Genomic DNA, 17,397 nt, shown 5'->3' with positions numbered 1-17,397 from the left:
CGCTTGACCGGCGCACACCCGCTCCGTCACGGGGTACGGCGCGGCCGGGGTTCCTGCCCGGGGCACGATCACGCCGACCCATGCGGAAGGTGCCGCACGGCCTCGACTCCTCACGTGGTGCGCGTGTCACCCGCGGGCCGCGGGAGGACTCTGCTGTCGTGGGCAGTCAGTTCTCGGGACTGCCGGGTCCATCGACCACGTCGGCGCCCGAGGCGGCGTCGGCGTCGGATGCCGGAGCGGACGCGGGAAGGCCTTTGGTGGCGCCGCGGACGGCACGAGCGAGGTCGGTCGTCGCGCTGGGCGACGCTGCTGCGGCGTCGGCGTTGGCGCGCTGCACCTCGTCGTAGATCTCCTGGCGGTGCACCTGCACCTGCGGCGGCGCGTCGATGCCGATGCGGACCTTGTCGCCATTGACCTCCAGCACCGTGATCACGACATCGTGGCCGATGCGGAAGCTCTCGTAGGGACGGCGGCTGAGCACGAGCACGCCCCGGCTCCTTTCCTGGCTCGCAGGCCAGTATCGACGGCGGCTGCGGTGGTCAGTTCGCGCCGAGTGGCGTCCGCAGCGGGAAGTCCTGGCCGCTCAGGACGACCTGCTCGGCACGACCGGTGCGGGTGTTCACCACGACCGGTGCGAGCAAGTTGGCGTGAGCGACGCTGACATCCGCCCCCACAGTAACGATCGTCAGAACCAAGGCGTCACCGGCGTCATCCAGACCGAGGCGCTGGGCGGTCGCGTCGTCGAGAACCGGGTGGTAGCCCGGGAAGAACACGGCCGCTGCCGCGACCACGAAACCTGGTCCAGCGTCGTCGGTCGGCAGCATCTCGAAGACCCCGCCCTCGCCGCCGAACAGCGCGTAGTCGTGCGCGTCCGGGAATCCGACCAGCCCCTCGGCGAAATGCGCGACGGGCAGCGTCGTGGAGGTGGGGGCGTCGATGGTCACCATGGTCATGTGCGGCCTCACGTGCTCTGGTCGAATAGTCGGCTGGTGGCGTCGGTCCGTCTGGCGCCGCTGGGGCCATACGTGCCGGCGGGAGCCGGCCCGGAGAACCGGGCCAGCACGTCCTCGACAGCCTGGGCGCCGGCCGCGAGCAGGTCGCGGTTGGCCGCGGCCGACTCGGTGAGGTCGCGGGTGACCTCCAGCAGCGCGGAACGGTGCTCGGCGAGCAGGTCGTCCCAGGGCGCTGGGGCCAGGGCGGCGATCTGCGACAGGCTCGCCTGCGGGTCGAGCCCCAGGACGGTGGCGGCGGGGACGGTGTCGACGGCTCGCCCGAGCTCGGTCCCACGGACCTGCTCCAGGGCGAGCTCGACCTCCTGGGCGGCGCGGGCGACCCAGGTCGCCCGGCCGGTCTCGACGAGGGCACGCTGGACCTCGACGCAGTAGGCCAGCCGCTCGAGCCGGTCGCGCACCGCCCAGAGGGCGCCGGAGAGCTCGGCGCACTTCTCGGCGGCTTCACGGGTGTCGATCATCACCTTCGACCCATCGGCAACCCCGCGCCACGGCTGAGCCTTTTGCCACAGTACGGTGGCGCCGCGACCTCGGGACCCACAGGCACGGCATACCGAGTGCAGGTAAACACGCGTTATTTACCTCCTTCTTAACAAAACTCATCCGTTCAGATGATTTTGGCTACCTGAAGGTCCAAACGCAGGCTTTCGTGGTCAGAGACACCCAATTGGCTACGAAAGGCTCCGCCATGTGACTGTCAATGAGTGCACTCAAGCGCATTTGGGTTCGTTTGACCTCGAAACGGCCTGCCGTGACCATCTGCCGATCGTTCACTACGAGGTCCGCTCGCTGAGCGCGCGCCTGCCCGGACACGTCGCGCTGGACGACCTGACGTCGGCCGGGCTCGGTGCGCTGGTCGCCGCCGCTCGCTCCTTCGACCCGCACCTGGGGGTCCCGTTCGGCCGGTATGCCGCGCGACGGATCCGGGGCGCCCTCCTGGACGAGCTGCGTTCGATGGACTGGGCATCTCGGTCGTTGCGGGCTCGGGCGCGTGAGCGCGAGACCCATCGCGAGGCGCTCACTGGAACCCTGCACCGCGAGCCGCACGAGCACGAGCTCGCGTCTGCCATGGGTGCGAGCGTGGAGGAGCTGCACGAGCTGCGCCGCGACCTGCACCGGTCCGTCGTGCTGCGGATCGACGCGGTGGGTGCGGACGGTGACGCCGACGACCTGCTGCCGCACACGACCCAGACGCCGGAGTCCGTCGTGGTCGAACAGGAGCGGCGTACCTACCTGCTCGCCGCCGTCGAGGCACTGCCCGAGCGGCTGCGCTCCGTCGTCCGGGGCACCTTCTTCGAGGACCGGTCTGTCCGTGAGGTCGCCGAGGAGCTCGGGGTCACCGAGTCGCGCGTCTCCCAGCTGCGCACCGAGGCGCTCGGTCTGCTGCGCGACGGGCTGAACACCAACCTCGACCCCGAGCTCGTGCCCGCCCGCACTGACGGCGTGGTCGCCCGACGACGGGCGGCGTACTACGCCGAGATCGCGGGTCGTGCCAGCCACGCCCACCGCCGCACCGGTGGGGTCCGTGGCAGCCACAGCCCGGTCCACGCCGTGGGGGAGTGACCCCACCCGGCGAGCCCGACGAGAAGTCCTCAGGGACTGCTCGAACCGGCCGATAGGGCCGGTGTCGACCCCCACGGGGGCCGACGCGGGGAGCCACGGATGGCTCCTCGTGACCCCATCCAAGGAGAGGAACCACCATGGGTCTGCAGATCAACACCAACGTTGCGGCGATGAACGCGTACCGGAACCTGAGCTCGACGCAGGGTTCGATGGCCACCAGCCTCGAGCGACTGTCCTCGGGTCTGCGCATCAACAGGGCCGCCGACGACGCCGCCGGCTTGGCGATCAGCGAGAAGCTGCGCGCCCAGACCAACGGCCTCAACCAGGCCACCTCGAACGCGCAGGACGCGATCAGCCTCGTGCAGACCGCTGAGGGCGCGCTCAACGAGACGCACTCCATCCTCCAGCGCATGCGCCAGCTCTCCGTCCAGTCGGCCAACGACACGAACACCTCGGACGACCGGGCAGCCATCCAGAAGGAGGTCACGGCGCTCAACGGCGAGCTCGACCGGATCGCCAGCACCACCCAGTTCAACGGCCAGAACCTGCTCGACGGCACGGGCGGGACGGCCGGGTCGTTCACCTTCCAGATCGGCGCCAACAACGGCCAGACGGTCTCGGTGGCCTTCGCCAAGGCGGACACCACCACGCTGGGTACGAACGCGCTGGACGTCACCACCCAGGCCGGTGCCGCGAGCGCCCTGACCGCGGTCGACGCGGCCATCAAGACCGTCTCGGGTGACCGGGCCGACCTCGGTGCCGTGCAGAACCGCTTGCAGCACACCATCAACAGCCTCAACGTGGCGTCCGAGAACTCGGCTGCGGCCGAGTCCCGGATCCGTGACACCGACATGGCCAAGGAGATGACGTCCTTCACCAGGTCGCAGATCCTCCAGCAGGCCGGTGTCTCGATGCTGGCGCAGGCCAACTCCGCTCCGCAGTCGGTTCTCAAGCTGCTCGGCTGAGTCCGTGGTGCGGCCCGGGGGCGCTGGGGACTGATCCTCCCCGGCCCCCGGGCCCGCACCCGCCCTGCACCACCGATGGGAAGGAGGCAGTGCCATGGCCGGGGTCGACGGACTCGTCTCGGGACTGAACACGACGCAGATCATCAGCTCGCTCATGCAGGTCGAGCGGCAGTCAGGGGCCTACCTGACCACCGGCAAGACCGCCAGCCAGACGATGATCGGCGTGCTGCAGTCGCTCAACACCAGTCTCGCCACGCTCCAGACGGCGGCGAGCGTTCTCGTGCCCGACAGCATCACCGGCGCATCCGGCTGGACGGCAACCACCGCCACCTCGTCGCAGACGGCGCTCGCCACCGCCACGACTGACGCCACCGCGATGCCCGGGAGCACGACCTTCACCGTGCAGTCGGTGGCCACCGCCGGCGCGGCCGTCTCGTCCGGCTCGGTGGGCAGCCTCACCTCCGCCGTCGCGAACGGCCCGTTCGTGCTGGCCACGGGCCTGGGCGCGCTCGGCCTGGCCTCGCCCACGGCCGGCCCCACTCTCTCGACCGGTGCCCACACCGTGACCGTGACCCAGTCCTCGGCAGGCGCCGCCCTGACCGGGGCGCCGGTGGCCGACACCGTGACCATCGACGCCTCGAACGCCGGGTTCTCGGTGTTCCTGGACGGCTCGTCCACCGCGACGACGATCACCTTGGCGCAGGGGACCTACTCGCGCGACCAGCTCGCTGCCGAGGTGACCCGGGCGTCCGCCGGCACCCTCACGGCGTCGAGCACCGCCGCCGGCGCGCTGCGCCTCGCCACGACGCACGAGGGGTCGGCCGCCACCCTGGCGCTGGCCGCCCCGAGCGCCGCGCTCGGCCTCACCGACACCTCGACCACCGCGAGCGGCACCGACGCGGTCGTCTCGCTCGACGGCGTCGCGACGACGGTCTCCAGCCTGACGCGTGGCGCCCAGCTCACCCTGAGTGGCGCGGGTGGCGACAGCCTCGTCTTCACCCTGGGCGGCGGCCTGCGGGCCGGCACCGCGTCGGCGAGCCTCGTCGACGTTGCGGCAGGCGCCTCGATGACCGCCGTGGTCTCGGCGATCAACGGCGCCGGCGCGGGGGTCCGGGCGACGGCCGTGCAGGTCTCGCCCACGGCATACCGGCTCCAGCTCAACTCGATGACCACGGGGGCGGGGTCCGACGTCACCCTCGGCGGCGACGCCTTTCCCAACTCGCTGTCCACCCTCGGCTCGATGGTGCAGCTGCAGGCCGGCTCCGACACGGTGCTGCGGGTCGGCACCGGCCCGGGCGCGTACGACGCGACGTCCCCGACCGCGACGGTCGCAGGCCTCCTGCCCGGCGTCACCATCACAGCGACCAAGGCGGACCCGACGACGCCGGTGACCCTCACCGTCGACCGCGACAGCGCCGGCATCGCCGACAAGGTCCAGGCGATGGTGAAGGCCGCGAACGACGTGCTGGCCTACCTCAACGCCCAGTCCGGCTACGACACCACGACCAAGACCGGTGGCCCGCTGCTCGGCAGCTCGATGGCGCGCGACCTCGCCCAGCGGCTCACCGACACCGCGGTCGGCACCGCTGCGAGTACGCCGGGGTTGGTCGGCGTCGGGGTGGCCCGTGACGGCAGCCTGACCTTCGACCGCGCGACGTTCCTGGCCGCTTACACGAAGGACCCGAACGCAGTGGCCGGGACCCTCACCACCATGGCGAGCGCGCTCTCCGACACGGTCAAGGCCGCGTCCGACCCCACCAACGGCTACGTCACCGGCCAGCTGAACCTCGAACAGGAGCAGGTCCGGGACTACACCGACCAGATCGCGAACTTCGAGGTCCGGATGTCGATGCGTCAGGACAGCCTCCAGCGGCAGTACGCCGCGCTCGAGACCATGCTCGGCAGCCTGCAGTCCCAGAGCCAGTGGCTCACGGGCCAGATCGCCTCGCTGCCCACCCCGTCCACCGGCAAGAACTAGGCCGACGGCGACAACCCAGGAGTCGTGACCGTGACCACCCCCGAGATTCTGCGCCGCCGCTACCAGTCGGAGGCCGTGACCACCGCCTCCCCGAGCCGGCTCGTCATCATGCTGTACGACCGGCTCGTCAAGGACCTGTATGCCGCGCACGCGGCCATCGGGTCGGCCGACATCCCGGTCGCGCACCACGAGCTGGTCCACGCCCAGGAGATCGTGGCCGAGCTGGCCGGCTCGCTGGACGTCGCGCGGTGGGAGGAGGCGCGCAGCCTGGCCTCGCTCTACGAGTACCTCGGGTACACCCTCGTCCGGGCCAACCTCGCCAAGTCGCAGTCCTACGTCATGGACTGCCTCGAGGTCGTCGAGCCGTTGCGAGACGCCTTCGTGACAGCGGCGCAGACCCCCGACGCCAGTCAGCTCCGGGGCGTGTCGTGAGCGCCGCGATGTGGGCGCCCTCGGGCGGCCAGCCCTGGGACGCCGCGCTGGATCGCCTGGAGCGAGGACTCGACCGAATCGAAGCCCGGGGCGGGGCCGAGCTGGCCGACGCCGTCGCAGGCCTCGAGCCGCTGCCCACCTTCGGCGGGGACCTGCCCGAGCGCTTGCCCGAGCCCCTGCCCGAGCGCCTGGTCGACCGGGCCCGGGGCCTGCTGGCTCGCACCGACGCGCTCGCCCACCGGGTGGCGGGCGAGCTGTCCCGCACCGATCGTGCCCTGCGCGACCTCACGCACCGGCTGCCGGACCACCCCCGCGCACCCGACCACCACCGGCACCCGGCCTACCTGGACACGAGGGCCTGATGTCGGACTTCGCCAGCCTGGGCCTCGCGGCTCGTGCCCTCCAGGCCGCCCAGCGTGGGCTCGACCTCACCGGACAGAACATCAGCAACGTGAACACTCCCGGGTACTCGCGCCAGCGCCTCGACCAGGTCGCGCAGGGCTCCTCGGTCGTGCCCTCGATGTGGTCCGCCGGACCGATCACCGGAGACGGCGTCCTGGTCCGGGGCACGCAGCGGGTCCGCGACGAGTTCCTGGAGTCGCACGCCCAGCAGGTGCACGGCTCGCAGGCCCTGGCCGCGACGACCCAGTCCACCCTCGGCTCGATCGAGGGTGCGCTCGGCGAGCCGGGCAGCACCGGCCTGCAGTCCCAGCTGTCGTCGTTCTGGAACGCCTGGCACGACGTCGCCAACGACCCCACGAGCACTGCGCCGCGCGCCGCGCTGCTGGCCAACGCCACCCAGCTGGCCGGGGCCTTCGGTCGGGTCGCGGGCGACCTGGACCAGCAGTGGACCGACAGCCGCGAGCAGCTCACGGCGACGGTGGCCGAGGTCAACCAGAGCGCGGCCGACGTCGCGCGGCTCAACGACGCGATCCGCAGCGCCACGGCATCCGGGGTCCCCGCGCACGAGCTGTCCGACCAACGCGACCAGCTCGTCCTGCGGCTCGGCGAGACGGCGGGAGCCGTCGGTCGCCTCGCCGACGACGGCACCGTCACGGTGACCATCGGCGGCACCGCCCTCGTGAGCGGTTCCCACGCGTCCGCGCTCGCCGTCACTGGGCAGGCCACCCGCGCGGCCGGGGGAGGGGCCGGGGTTGCCTGGGCCGCCTCGGGCACCCCCGCCTCCCTCGGGGGTGGCACCGCGCAGGGGCTGCTCACTGCACTCACGGAGACGATCCCGTCCTACACCGACGCGCTGGACGCGGTCGCTGCGTCGGTGGCCTCCACGACCAACACCCAGCAGGCCGCCGGGTACGACCGCGCCGGCGCGCTGGGGAGCCCGCTCTTCAGCGGCACCACCGCGGGGAGTCTCCGGGTCGCGGTGACCGACCCCGCGGGTATCGCGGCGTCCTCGGCGCCGCCGCCGGCATACGACGGTGGCAACGCCTCGGCCATGGCCGCGCACCTCGGCGACGCGACCGGTCCGGACGCCAGCTACCGCAGTCTGGTCGTGCAGCTGGGGGTCCAGTCCCAGAGCGCCTCCCGGCAGGCCGACGTCCAGGGCGTCGTGCTGCGCCAGGTCGACACCGCGCGCCAGGGCGTCTCGAGCGTCAGCCTCGACGAGGAGATGACCAACCTCATGAGCTACCAGCACGCGTATGCCGCGGCAGCGCGGTTCGTCACCGCCGTCGACGACGCGCTGAGCACCCTGATGACGATGACGCACTGACCGCTGCACCGCCAGCCTCAACCCCGACCGACGACGACCTCACCCGGAGCAAGCCATGACCCGCGTCACCCCCGTCACCCTCAGCAGCGGTGTGATGGCCGGGCTGCAGTCCAGCCTCGCCAGGCTCCAGCAGACCCAGGAGCAGCTCTCCTCGGGTCGCCGGCTCAACCGGCCGTCCGACTCGCCGGTCGACACGGTCGTGGCCATGCAGCTGCGCGCCCAGCAGGGCCAGCAGGAGCAGCTCTCGCGCAACATCGACGACGGCCTGGCGTGGCTCAACACCGCCGACTCGGCCCTCAGCCAGGCGGGCAGCTCCCTGACCCGCGTGCGCCAGCTCGTCCTCGCCGGCTCGAACGCCACGAACGGCCCGGCCGAGCGCCAGGCGATGGCCGCCGAGGTCGACCAGCTGCGCGCTGGGATCCTGCAGCTGGCCAACACGCAGTACGCCGGCCGCCCGGTCTTCGCCGGGACCCAGGACACCGCGTCCGCCTTCGACCCCGCCACCGGGGCGTACCTCGGCAACGGCGCGACAGTGGACCGCACCGTCTCCGACGACGCCGCCTCCGGGAGGGTGCCGGTCAGCGTCCCCGGCAGCAACGCCTTCACGACGCTCCTCGCCGACCCAGCCGGCCCAGCGGGTGCCGGCGTCCTCGACCGGATCAGCACGGCCCTGCGCAGTGGCGACACCACCGCGCTGGGCACGGCCCTGGCGGACCTCGACTCGGCCGGTGAGGCGCTCCGGTCGACGCAGAGCACCGTGGGCGCCCGCACCAACCGGCTCACCGCGGCGCAGTCCAGTGGTGCGCTGCGCGCCGACACGGTGACCGCTCGCCTGTCGGCCGTCGAGGACATCGACCTCGCCAAGGCCATCACCGACCTCTCCCTGCAGCAGACGGCGTACCAGGCCGCACTGGGCGCCGCGGCCAAGGTGGTCCAGCCCTCGCTGATGGACTTCCTGCGCTGACAGCGTGCCGACGCGGGGCTGTAGGCATCAGCCGAACGGCTGAGTTCGCCACCGGGTGAGGCAATTTGGCTGGGGTGTCCTCAACTGCCTCAGGTGGCTGCCGATGGGGGGCGCAGGCCACGGATGGCCGTCGCCGCCAGGGACGTGTGGCACCACCCCCCGACGGTCCGGAGCACCCCGATGCTGGCGGACCTCCATCCAGGAGTGCCATGACCGACCTCATCGGCGACCCGACGCTGAGCGCCCTCGGCCACGCGCTGAGCGGCCTGTCGCTGCGTCAGCGCACCATCGCCGACAACGTCGCCAACGTCGACACCCCGCAGTTCCTCGCGGGCCGGGTCGACTTCGAGTCCAGCCTGCTCTCCGCCATCTCGGACGGCCAGGACCCCGGTGACGCTCCCGTCGCCACCGAGCGGTCGCTCGCGCCGACGCGCACCGACGGCAACAACGTCAACCTCGACGACGAGACGCTCGCCGGTGTCAAGACCGGCCTGTCCTACCAGCTCGGCGTCCAGGCGATGACCGATCACTTCGCCCGGCTGCGGATCGCCGCGGGCGGGGCCTCCTGATGGCGGGACCGTTCGGCGCGATCGACACCGCCGGCACCGGCCTCGTCCTGCACCGCACCTGGCTCGACGCCGTCGCCGACAACATCGCGAACGTCAACACGGTCCGGCCGACGAGCGGCCGGGCCTTCCAGGCCCGCTACGTCGTGGCCGAGGCCGCGAACTACGGCGGCACCGATGGAGTCCGGGTGGCCGGAGCCGAGTTCGGCGACCCTGTGGGCCGGGTGACCTACCAGCCGGGCAACCCGCTGGCGGATGCCCGCGGCTACGTGCGGCTCCCCGACATCGACCTCGCAGACCAGATGTCGCAGCTGATCATGGCCCAGCGCGGGTACCAGGCGAACCTCGCGGTCGTCGAACGGGCCACGGCGGCATACCAGCAGGCGATCGGGCTGGGCCGCTGACATGACGATCCCCCCCATCTCCCCACTCGCCGGCCTGGGTGCCCTGGCCGCACCTGGCGCCACCGGGGTGTCCGGCGTGGCCGGAGCCGGTGCCGGCCTCCCCACCAGCGCTGCCGACCCGGCCGCGTTCGGCAACGCCGTCACCCAGGGCCTGGAGAAGCTCCAGGCCATGCACCAGACGACCGACTCCCTCGCCGTGCAGGCGGTGACGGGGAACCTCACCGACATCCACGACTACACGATCGCCGCCAACGAGGCCGCGGTCGCCACCCAGCTGACCGTCGCCGTCCGTAACAAGGCGGTCGACGCGTTCACCGAGATCATGCGGATGCCGATGTGAACGGCTTCGACCCCAAGGCCCTCCTCACCCGAGTCGGCCGGCTCTTCAGCGGGTTCACTCCCGGCCAGCGCGTCGTCACCGGCGTGGCGGCCCTCGCCGTCGTCGTCGGTGCCGTGCTGTTCGTCTCGTGGGTGTCCAAGCCGACCTACGCACCGCTGTTCACCGGGCTGTCCAGCGCAGATGCCGGAGCCGTCACGGCGAAGCTCACCGAGGCCGGCGAGCCGTACCAGCTCGCCGACGGCGGGCAGACGGTCATGGTGCCGCAGGCCGACGTGTACCAGCAGCGGATCACCCTGGCCGGCCAGGGCCTGCCGGCCGGTGACAATGGGTCGCAGGGCTACTCGCTGCTGGACAAGCAGAGCATGACGAGCAGCGACTTCCAGCAGAAGGTGACCTACCAGCGGGCACTCGAGGGCGAGCTGGCCAAGACCGTCGAGTCGATCGACGGCGTCCAGGCCGCGGTCGTGCACCTCGCCATCCCGCAGGACGACGTGTTCACCACCGACGCCGCGACCCCCACCGGCTCGGTGCTCGTCAAGACCGCCCCCGGGGTCACCCTGTCCCCGACGATCGTCGACTCGGTCGTCCACCTCGTCTCCGGGTCGGTGCCGAAGCTCAGCCCCGAGCAGGTCACCGTCGCCGACGCCACCGGCAAAGTGCTGCACGCGGCGGGGACGCCCGGGTCGGACACCGCGGGCGCCGATGCACGCGACCAGCAGAAGCGGGCCTTCTCCGACGCGACCGCAGCCGCGGTGCAGTCGATGCTCGACACGGTCGTCGGCCCAGGCAAGGCGGTCGTTCGGGTGGACGCCGATCTCAACTTCGACCAGCAGACCATCGACCGTGAGCAGTACGTGCCCACCAACCCGAACATCCCGCTCAGCTCGTCGAAGACCACGGAGAAGTACACCGGTACGGGCGCCCCGGTCGGCGGCGTCCTCGGTCCGGTGGCAACCGCAGGCACCACCGGCGGCTCAGGCTCGAACTACACCAAGTCCGACGACAAGCTGACCAACGCCGTCGGCACCGTCAAGGAGAAGACGACCCTGGCTCCCGGCCAGGTGCGCCGGATGTCGGTCGCCGTCATCGTCGACGCCAAGTCGGCGGGCGCGGTGAACTTCAGCCAGCTCTCGGCGCTCGTCGCCGCCGCCGCTGGCCTCGATCCCAAGCGCGGGGACGTGGTCCAGGTCAGCCAGATGGCGTTCGACACCACGGCGGCGGCCGCGGCCAGCAAGGAGCTCGCGCAGGCCGCGAGTGACCGCCAACGTGCCCAGCTCATCGACATCGGCAAGACCGTGGGCCTGGGTGTCATCCTCGTCCTCGCCCTGCTCATCGGGCTCAGGCGCTCGCGCCGGCAGCCCGGACCGGGCGAACCCCAGGCGATCGAGGTCTTCCGGGTGCCCACGGCACCGGCCCCGATCGACGCGCTCCTCGAGCAGGCCGAGCTGCGCCCCGCGCTGCCGCAGCGTCCGGTGGACAGTGCCACCGAGCTGCGCGGCCGAAGTCGTGAGTCGGTCGCCACCATGGCGCGCGAACGGCCCGACGACGTCGCCAGGCTGCTGCGCGGCTGGATGGCCGAGGACCACGCATGACCGTGACGACGACCGGAGGGGCGGAGACCCTCAGCGGGGTGCGCAAGGCAGCCGTCCTGCTCGTGCAGCTCGGCAAGGAGAACTCGGCCCACGTGCTGCGTGCGCTGCGGCCGAGCGAGGTCGAGGCGCTCACCGCCGAGATCGCCCGGCTCGAGGGCACCAACCTCGACACCCAGGACCACGTGCTCCAGGAGTTCGAGGCGATGGTCAGCGCCGAGCAGTACTACATCCAGGGTGGGCTCGACCTCGCCGAGGAAATGCTCGTCGAGTCGCTCGGCCGCGACCGGGCCAAGGAGGTCCTAGGCCGGCTCTCGGCTTCGCTGATGCAGGTGCCCTTCGAGTTCCTGCGGCGCGTGGACCCGCGCCTGCTGCTGTCGTTCCTCCAGGACGAGCACCCCCAGACGATCGCGCTGGTTCTCGCGCACATGGCCTCCGACCAGGCCGCGGTCGTGCTCAGTGGCCTGGCCGAGGAGGTGCAGCCCGACGTCGCGCACCGCCTGGCCGTCATGGACCGCACCTCGCCGGAGATCGTCACGCAGGTCGAGTCCCATCTCGAGCGCCGGCTGGCGAACCTCGTCCAGAGCGCCGACTACTCCGCCGTGGGCGGCCTCATCCCGCTCGTCGGGATCATCAACAGCACCGAGCGATCGATCGAGAAGCACATCCTCGAGGGCCTGGAGCAGCGCGATCCCGAGCTCGCCGAGGAGGTCCGCGCGCACATGTTCATGTTCGAGGACATCGTGGGCCTCGACGACCGTGCCGTTCAGGTCCTGCTCCGCCAGGTCGACAGCAAGCAGCTGGCTCTCGCGCTCAAGGGCGTCAGCGCCGACGTGCGCGACAAGGTCATGCGGAACATGTCGGAGCGCGCGGCCACGGCGCTGCTCGAGGAGATCGAGGTGATGGGCCCGGTGCGGCTGCGTCACGTCGAGGAGGCCCAGGCCGTGATCAGCCGCCTCATCCGATCGCTGGAGGAGTCCGGCGACATCGTCGTCTCGCGTGGCGGGGGGCCGACGATGTCGTCCTCTGAGTCGCGCCGGGCGACGCTGCTGCCGCGTGCCGGGCACGGGGTGCTGCGCCCGGCCCGGTTCGTCGGCGAGCAGCTCTCGACGCCGGTCACCGGCCAAGCCCCCGGCACCCAGGTCAGCGCCCGCGCCTGGGAGGAAGGCCATGCGGCGGGGTATGCCGCGGGGCTGCTCGCCGCACGCCGGGAGCAGGACCAGTGGCTCGAGGTCGCCGCCGCCCGCGAGGACGCCGAGACGCTCGCCCGCAGACACGGCTGGGACGCCGTGCTCGCAGGACTGCGCGAGGCCGTGGCCGGCGCGCGGTCGCAGTCCGCGGTCGAGGACGTGACGGAGACTGCCGCGGCCCTGGCCGTGGACATCGCCGAGGCGCTCGTCGGCCACCACCTGCGGGTGGGCGAGTGCGCGGCCCTCGACGCGGTGGCCCGTGCGCTCGCCGAGGTGCCACGAGACTCGGTCGTCACCCTGCGCGTGCACCCGGACGACCTGCCGCTGCTGCCCGAGGACACTGCCGCCCTGGCTGCCGAGTGCACCCTCACCGTCGTCACCGACGCCACGGTCGGTCGGGGCGGTGCCACCGCCGACCTCGGTGACCGCTCCGTCGACGCCAGGCTCGGGTCCGCACTCGCCCGCGTCCGCGAGGTGCTGGCGACGTGACCGCAGTGCTGGACAAGCTCGTCCGGGCTGCCCGTCCGCTCGTCAGTGGCCGGGTGACCCGCGCCGTTGGCGTGAGTCTCGACGTCGCCGGCCTCGACGTGGCCGTCGGCGAGGCAGTGCGCGTCCAGGCCGACCGCGGCGTGATCCTCGCCGAGGTCGTCGCGCTCGACGGCCCCATCGCGCGCTGCCTGCCCGTGTCGGACCTGCGGGGCGTGCGCCGCGGCGCCGAGGTGGTCGCCACCGGCGGACCGCTGCGGGTGCCGGTGGGCCCCGGTCTCGTCGGTCGGGTCGTCGACGCCCTCGGTACCCCCATTGACGGCGGGCCGCCGCTGCGCGACGTCACGTGGGAGACCAGCGACGGCACCCCGCCTCCGGCCATGACGCGGGACCGCATCGACACCCAGCTCTCCCTCGGCATCCGCGCCCTCGACACGCTCGTGCCCTGTGGCCGGGGCCAGCGCATGGGGATCTTCGCCGGGTCCGGCGTCGGCAAGTCGAGCCTGCTCTCCATGGTCGTGCGGGGGACCGATGCCCCCATCTGCGTGCTCGCCCTCGTCGGCGAGCGCGGACGAGAGGTGCGCGAGTTCGTCGAGCACGACCTCGGCCCCGAGGGCCTGGCGCGCTCGGTCGTCGTCGTCGCGACCTCGGACGAGCCGGCGCTCGTGCGGCTGCACGCGGCATACACCGCCACGCGCATTGCGGAGGGGTTCCGCGACCAGGGGCAGGACGTCCTGCTCGCGATGGACAGCGTCACCCGGGTGGCGATGGCCCAGCGCGAGGTCGGGCTCGCCGCGGGCGAGCCGCCGGCGACGCGTGGCTACCCGCCGTCGGTGTTCGGGCTACTGCCCCGCCTGCTCGAACGGGCTGGCACCTCACAGGCCGGCAGCATCACCGGGCTGTACACCGTCCTGGTCGAGGGCGACGACATGAACGACCCCATCGCCGACGCCGTCCGCTCGATCCTCGACGGCCACGTGGTGCTCGATCGGCTGCTTGCCACGTCGGGCCACTTCCCGTGCATCGACGTCCTCGAGTCCGTCTCGCGCGCCAACCGGTCGCTCACCGACGCCCAGCAGCGCGAGTCCGCCACGATCCTGCGTCAGCTGCTCGCTGCCCGTCGCGACGCCAAGGACCTGGTCGAGATCGGCGCGTACGTCAGCGGCACCAACCCGCTCGTGGACCGTGCCCTGGCGCAGGCCGGCGACATCGACCGGTTCCTGCGCCAGGACCTCGACGACGTCGCCGTCCTCGCCGAGAGCTGGTCCAGCCTGCATGCCCTGGCCGGTGGCCTGTGAGCGCCCTTGAGTGCCCTGTGAGTGCCCGGTGAGTGCGCTGTGAGTGCCCGGTGAGTGCGCGCGGCAACCGGCTCGCGGTCGTCCTGCGGGTGCGCCGGATCCAGGAGGAGCTGCGCCAGGCCGATCTGGCCCGAGCGCTGGCCACGGCTGCGGCGGCCGAGCGCGAGGCCCGAGCGGCGCAGCAGCGCTACGCCGCGTCCGCGGGAGCGCCGGACCCCCGCGTGGCCGCGGCGTTCCGGGCCGCCCGTGCGCAGGCTGGAGCGCGGGCCCTGCACGTTGCCCGCACCGGCGCCACGTACGAGCTGGCCGTCGGCGACACCGAGCGCGCCCGCGCCGTGCTGACCGAGGCGCGCACCCGCACCTCCGGGCTCGAGCGGCTGGTGGACCGCGCCCGCGAGGACGCGCACCGCGAGCTGCTCGCTGCCGACCAGCGCGAGGTCGACGAGAGCGCGTCGCGGGACGGGGGTGCGTCGCTGTGAGCGTCGACGCCAGCGGCCCAGCGGCCGCCCTCGCCCGGATCGATGCCATCCAGAGCCGGTTCGCGGTGCTGCCGGGCGCCCCGACCAGTGTCGCCGGGACGACCTCGACACCGGATGCCGTGGCCTCCGGCTCCGCCGCGCCCCTCGCGGCGGGCTCGACCCCGGTCACCGGCTCGTTCGACTCGGTCCTCGGTGACGCGCTGACGCGCGCCGGTGCGGCGGGCGGTCTCGCGACGGATCCCGGCGCCGCCGGCGACGACGTCGGCGCCGGCGCCGTGGCCGCGGGCAGCCGCTACCTCGGGGTGCCCTACGTGTGGGGCGGCAGCGACCCCGCGACCGGCCTGGACTGCTCGGGACTGGTCCAGCGGGCCTACGCCGATGTCGGTGTCACCCTCCCCAGGGTGGCCGCCGACCAGGCCCGGATGGGCTCAGCCGTCCCCGACCTCGCCCACGCCCGACCCGGCGACCTGCTCGCCTTCGGCAGCCCGGTCGACCACATCGGAATCTACGTCGGGGCCGGCAGGATGCTCGTGGCGCCCCGGACCGGCGAGGCCGTCATGGTCCAGGACGTCTACCGCATCCCGACGGCGATCCGGCGGATCACCGGGCCCGCAGCCACGGCGACCCCCGCGTATGCCGTCGGCATGCCCAGCTGGGTGCCCGAACGGTGGCGTCCGCTGTTCGCGATCGCGGCGGCGCGCCACGGTGTGCCGGCCGCGTTGCTCGCGTCGGTGGCGCGGACGGAGAGCGGGTTCAACGCCGGTGCGGTGAGCCCGGCGGGTGCCGTGGGCCTGATGCAGCTCATGCCGTCGACCGCGCGGGGGCTGGGGGTCGACCCGCGGGACCCCGCCCAGGCCATCGACGGCGCGGCCCGGTTGCTGGCCGGGCACCTGCGTCGGTTCGGCTCCGCCCCGCTGGCCCTCGCGGCATACAACGCCGGCCCGGGCGCCGTCGAGCGGTACGACGGGGTGCCGCCGTACCGCGAGACCCAGCAGTACGTCAGCCGCGTCCTCGGGTATGCCGGGATGGCGGCATGACCGTCGTCGCGGCCCGTTCCGCGTCCGCGCCGTCCGCGCCGACGTCGTCCCCCAACGCGGCCGATCGCGTCCCCGCGCAGGGTCCGCACGACTTCGAGGCGGTCCTGCAGGGACGCAGCAACCGGCGCACGGTGCCGACGCCGATAGGAGCCGGTCAACGCGGGCGCCATGCCGACTCGTCACCGGGGGAGGAGGCGGATGGGGCCGCGGCAGCATCGTCGGCCACGACCGGTCCGCTGACGCCGAACCCGTCGGACGCCGCTGCTGCACCCCTGGCCGAGTCCGGTCCGGCGGCCGCGAGCCAGATCGCCCCTGTGACTGCCACCACGGCTGACGTCCCCGCCACGGCTCAAACCCCAGCCTTGGCGACAGCCCCCACGGCGACAACCCCCACGGCGACAACCCCCACGGCTGACGCCCCCGCGTCAGCCACGGCCGTGGGGGAGCGACTCGGCGGCGGCACGCCGCTCACTCCTGGCGCCTCCCCACCTGGTCACGCGGTGCCACCTGTCCGCACTCACCTCGACCTGGCCGGCGCCCAGCCCGGCGGCGCACAGGCGCCCACGGTCGTCGTCCCTGCATCCACGCCGACGGCGACCCCGGTCACCGCATCTGCACTGGCCGGCACGAACCACGACCGGGACGGGCTGCACGCCAGCGCCGCAGACGACCCTGCGGCGCCGGCCGTCGCGGGCGCCACCGGCCCCCCGGCATACCCACCGGTGACCCCAGGCAACCCACCGGTGAGCCTCGGCGCACCTGTTGCGACGCCGGCCCCCGAGCGTCCCGCCCAGCCCACCCTGCCGCCCCAGGCCCAGGTGCTGAATGCGGTGTCGCCGCTGATGGCCACCGGCACGGACGGCACCCACCGGCTCACCGTCCACCTTGCTCCTGCCCATCTCGGCTCGGTACAGGTGCACGTCGAGGTGACCGGTGGTGAGGTCACCCTCCGGCTCACCGTGACGGACCCCGCGACCGCCGACGCGATGCGCCAGGGTGCTGCCGAGCTGCGCTCGCACCTCGAACGCCTCGGCCTTCGGTCCGGGGGCCTCGAGGTGCAGGTCGCCCCGGGCGACCCCGCGCGGGATGCCGTGGGCACCGCCCCTTCCGAGCGGGCCACCACGGACCGCGGCGATGGTGGGTCGAGGCCGCGCGACCCGGACGCCTGGGCCGGGCCGGAGACCGCCGACGGCCGCGGCGAAGCGTCGTCCGGCGGCGCCTGGCACCGGCACGAGCGCCCGCTCGAGGGCTGGGCGCCCCGCGGCGCGGACACCCGACGACCCGACCAGGTGCCGCCCACCGACCCCACCGACCCCCACCGACCACCCGTCCACGACGTCCGCGTCGACGTCAGAATGTGAGCCTCC

Annotated in this window: 19 protein-coding genes; 16 read left to right on the top strand and 3 right to left on the bottom strand. The window is 72.9% G+C overall.

Features of this window, described 5'->3' with window-relative positions; genetic code table 11:
• Positions 1–166: 166 nt before the first annotated feature.
• Genes csrA through flgN form a run of 3 tightly spaced genes read right to left on the bottom strand, consistent with a single transcriptional unit; the run spans position 167 to position 1,471 of the window.
• Entirely contained in the window at positions 167–487 is a 321-nt protein-coding gene (csrA, locus tag GKE56_RS17930) for a carbon storage regulator CsrA (RefSeq protein ID WP_154684294.1), read from the bottom strand.
• 52 nt (positions 488–539) lie between these two features.
• Positions 540–953 (bottom strand): flagellar assembly protein FliW, encoded by a 414-nt coding sequence (gene fliW, locus GKE56_RS09200; protein WP_230208860.1) that lies wholly within the window; start codon positions 951–953, stop codon positions 540–542.
• Positions 954–961: 8 nt separating this feature from the next.
• Complete coding sequence (gene flgN, locus GKE56_RS09195) at positions 962–1,471, bottom strand: flagellar export chaperone FlgN (protein WP_154684293.1); 510 nt, start codon at positions 1,469–1,471, stop codon at positions 962–964.
• A 259-nt stretch (positions 1,472–1,730) separates the two neighbouring features.
• Here flgN and GKE56_RS09190 point away from each other — a divergent pair, with 259 nt between their 5' ends.
• The 16 genes from GKE56_RS09190 (at position 1,731) to GKE56_RS17435 (ending at position 17,391) form a co-directional block, all read left to right on the top strand.
• Complete coding sequence (locus GKE56_RS09190) at positions 1,731–2,573, top strand: sigma-70 family RNA polymerase sigma factor (RefSeq protein ID WP_230208859.1); 843 nt, start codon at positions 1,731–1,733, stop codon at positions 2,571–2,573.
• A 137-nt stretch (positions 2,574–2,710) separates the two neighbouring features.
• Positions 2,711–3,538, top strand: a complete 828-nt coding sequence (locus GKE56_RS09185; RefSeq protein WP_195908066.1) for a flagellin — start codon at positions 2,711–2,713, stop codon at positions 3,536–3,538.
• Between the two features lie 94 nt (positions 3,539–3,632).
• Entirely contained in the window at positions 3,633–5,516 is a 1,884-nt protein-coding gene (gene fliD, locus GKE56_RS09180) for a flagellar filament capping protein FliD (RefSeq protein ID WP_154684292.1), read from the top strand.
• Positions 5,517–5,546: 30 nt separating this feature from the next.
• Positions 5,547–5,948: a flagellar export chaperone FliS gene (gene fliS, locus GKE56_RS09175; RefSeq protein WP_230208858.1), complete on the top strand. Its 402-nt coding sequence runs from the start codon at positions 5,547–5,549 to the stop codon at positions 5,946–5,948.
• Complete coding sequence (locus GKE56_RS09170) at positions 5,945–6,310, top strand: hypothetical protein (protein WP_154684291.1); 366 nt, start codon at positions 5,945–5,947, stop codon at positions 6,308–6,310. Before fliS ends, GKE56_RS09170 begins: the two co-directional genes overlap by 4 nt.
• On the top strand, positions 6,310–7,677 hold the full coding sequence (gene flgK / locus GKE56_RS09165; RefSeq protein ID WP_154684290.1) for a flagellar hook-associated protein FlgK: 1,368 nt from the start codon (positions 6,310–6,312) through the stop codon (positions 7,675–7,677). Before GKE56_RS09170 ends, flgK begins: the two co-directional genes overlap by 1 nt.
• A 55-nt stretch (positions 7,678–7,732) precedes the next feature.
• Positions 7,733–8,641: a flagellar hook-associated protein FlgL gene (flgL, locus tag GKE56_RS09160; protein WP_154684289.1), complete on the top strand. Its 909-nt coding sequence runs from the start codon at positions 7,733–7,735 to the stop codon at positions 8,639–8,641.
• A gap of 209 nt (positions 8,642–8,850) precedes the next feature.
• On the top strand, positions 8,851–9,210 hold the full coding sequence (locus GKE56_RS09155) for a flagellar basal body protein (RefSeq protein ID WP_154684288.1): 360 nt from the start codon (positions 8,851–8,853) through the stop codon (positions 9,208–9,210).
• Entirely contained in the window at positions 9,210–9,611 is a 402-nt protein-coding gene (locus GKE56_RS09150; protein WP_154684287.1) for a flagellar basal body rod protein FlgC, read from the top strand. The genes GKE56_RS09155 and GKE56_RS09150 overlap by 1 nt, the downstream gene beginning before the upstream one ends.
• A gap of 1 nt (position 9,612) precedes the next feature.
• On the top strand, positions 9,613–9,951 hold the full coding sequence (locus tag GKE56_RS09145; protein ID WP_154684286.1) for a flagellar hook-basal body complex protein FliE: 339 nt from the start codon (positions 9,613–9,615) through the stop codon (positions 9,949–9,951).
• Positions 9,948–11,543 carry a flagellar basal-body MS-ring/collar protein FliF gene (gene fliF, locus GKE56_RS09140; RefSeq protein WP_154684285.1) on the top strand — a complete coding sequence of 532 codons (1,596 nt, stop codon included), beginning with the start codon at positions 9,948–9,950 and terminating at the stop codon, positions 11,541–11,543. The genes GKE56_RS09145 and fliF overlap by 4 nt, the downstream gene beginning before the upstream one ends.
• On the top strand, positions 11,540–13,219 hold the full coding sequence (gene fliG, locus GKE56_RS09135) for a flagellar motor switch protein FliG (RefSeq protein ID WP_154684284.1): 1,680 nt from the start codon (positions 11,540–11,542) through the stop codon (positions 13,217–13,219). The genes fliF and fliG overlap by 4 nt, the downstream gene beginning before the upstream one ends.
• A complete protein-coding gene (locus tag GKE56_RS09130) occupies positions 13,216–14,514 on the top strand; it encodes a FliI/YscN family ATPase (protein WP_154684283.1) in 1,299 nt (432 codons plus the stop codon). Before fliG ends, GKE56_RS09130 begins: the two co-directional genes overlap by 4 nt.
• 50 nt (positions 14,515–14,564) lie before the next feature.
• Positions 14,565–14,993: a hypothetical protein gene (locus GKE56_RS09125; protein ID WP_154684282.1), complete on the top strand. Its 429-nt coding sequence runs from the start codon at positions 14,565–14,567 to the stop codon at positions 14,991–14,993.
• Positions 14,990–16,030: a transglycosylase SLT domain-containing protein gene (locus GKE56_RS09120; protein ID WP_230208857.1), complete on the top strand. Its 1,041-nt coding sequence runs from the start codon at positions 14,990–14,992 to the stop codon at positions 16,028–16,030. The genes GKE56_RS09125 and GKE56_RS09120 overlap by 4 nt, the downstream gene beginning before the upstream one ends.
• On the top strand, positions 16,027–17,391 hold the full coding sequence (locus GKE56_RS17435; RefSeq protein WP_154684281.1) for a flagellar hook-length control protein FliK: 1,365 nt from the start codon (positions 16,027–16,029) through the stop codon (positions 17,389–17,391). Before GKE56_RS09120 ends, GKE56_RS17435 begins: the two co-directional genes overlap by 4 nt.
• Positions 17,392–17,397: the final 6 nt, after the last annotated feature.

The organism is Nostocoides sp. HKS02 (assembly GCF_009707485.1).
Lineage (GTDB): Bacteria > Actinomycetota > Actinomycetes > Actinomycetales > Dermatophilaceae > Pedococcus.
Note: the sequence above shows the minus strand (reverse complement) of the source record. Positions and strands in the feature narration are given on the sequence as shown.

Excerpts from the sequence above, each read along its gene's own strand:
- fliW (WP_230208860.1), bottom strand. The coding sequence starts at position 953 with ATGACCATGGTGACCATCGACGCCCCCACCTCCACGACGCTGCCCGTC.
- flgN (WP_154684293.1), bottom strand. The coding sequence starts at position 1,471 with ATGATCGACACCCGTGAAGCCGCCGAGAAGTGCGCCGAGCTCTCCGGC.
- GKE56_RS09185 (WP_195908066.1), top strand. The coding sequence starts at position 2,711 with ATGGGTCTGCAGATCAACACCAACGTTGCGGCGATGAACGCGTACCGG.
- fliD (WP_154684292.1), top strand. The coding sequence starts at position 3,633 with ATGGCCGGGGTCGACGGACTCGTCTCGGGACTGAACACGACGCAGATC.
- flgK (WP_154684290.1), top strand. The coding sequence starts at position 6,310 with ATGTCGGACTTCGCCAGCCTGGGCCTCGCGGCTCGTGCCCTCCAGGCC.
- flgL (WP_154684289.1), top strand. The coding sequence starts at position 7,733 with ATGACCCGCGTCACCCCCGTCACCCTCAGCAGCGGTGTGATGGCCGGG.
- GKE56_RS09155 (WP_154684288.1), top strand. The coding sequence starts at position 8,851 with ATGACCGACCTCATCGGCGACCCGACGCTGAGCGCCCTCGGCCACGCG.
- GKE56_RS09150 (WP_154684287.1), top strand. The coding sequence starts at position 9,210 with ATGGCGGGACCGTTCGGCGCGATCGACACCGCCGGCACCGGCCTCGTC.
- GKE56_RS09145 (WP_154684286.1), top strand. The coding sequence starts at position 9,613 with ATGACGATCCCCCCCATCTCCCCACTCGCCGGCCTGGGTGCCCTGGCC.
- fliG (WP_154684284.1), top strand. The coding sequence starts at position 11,540 with ATGACCGTGACGACGACCGGAGGGGCGGAGACCCTCAGCGGGGTGCGC.
- GKE56_RS17435 (WP_154684281.1), top strand. The coding sequence starts at position 16,027 with ATGACCGTCGTCGCGGCCCGTTCCGCGTCCGCGCCGTCCGCGCCGACG.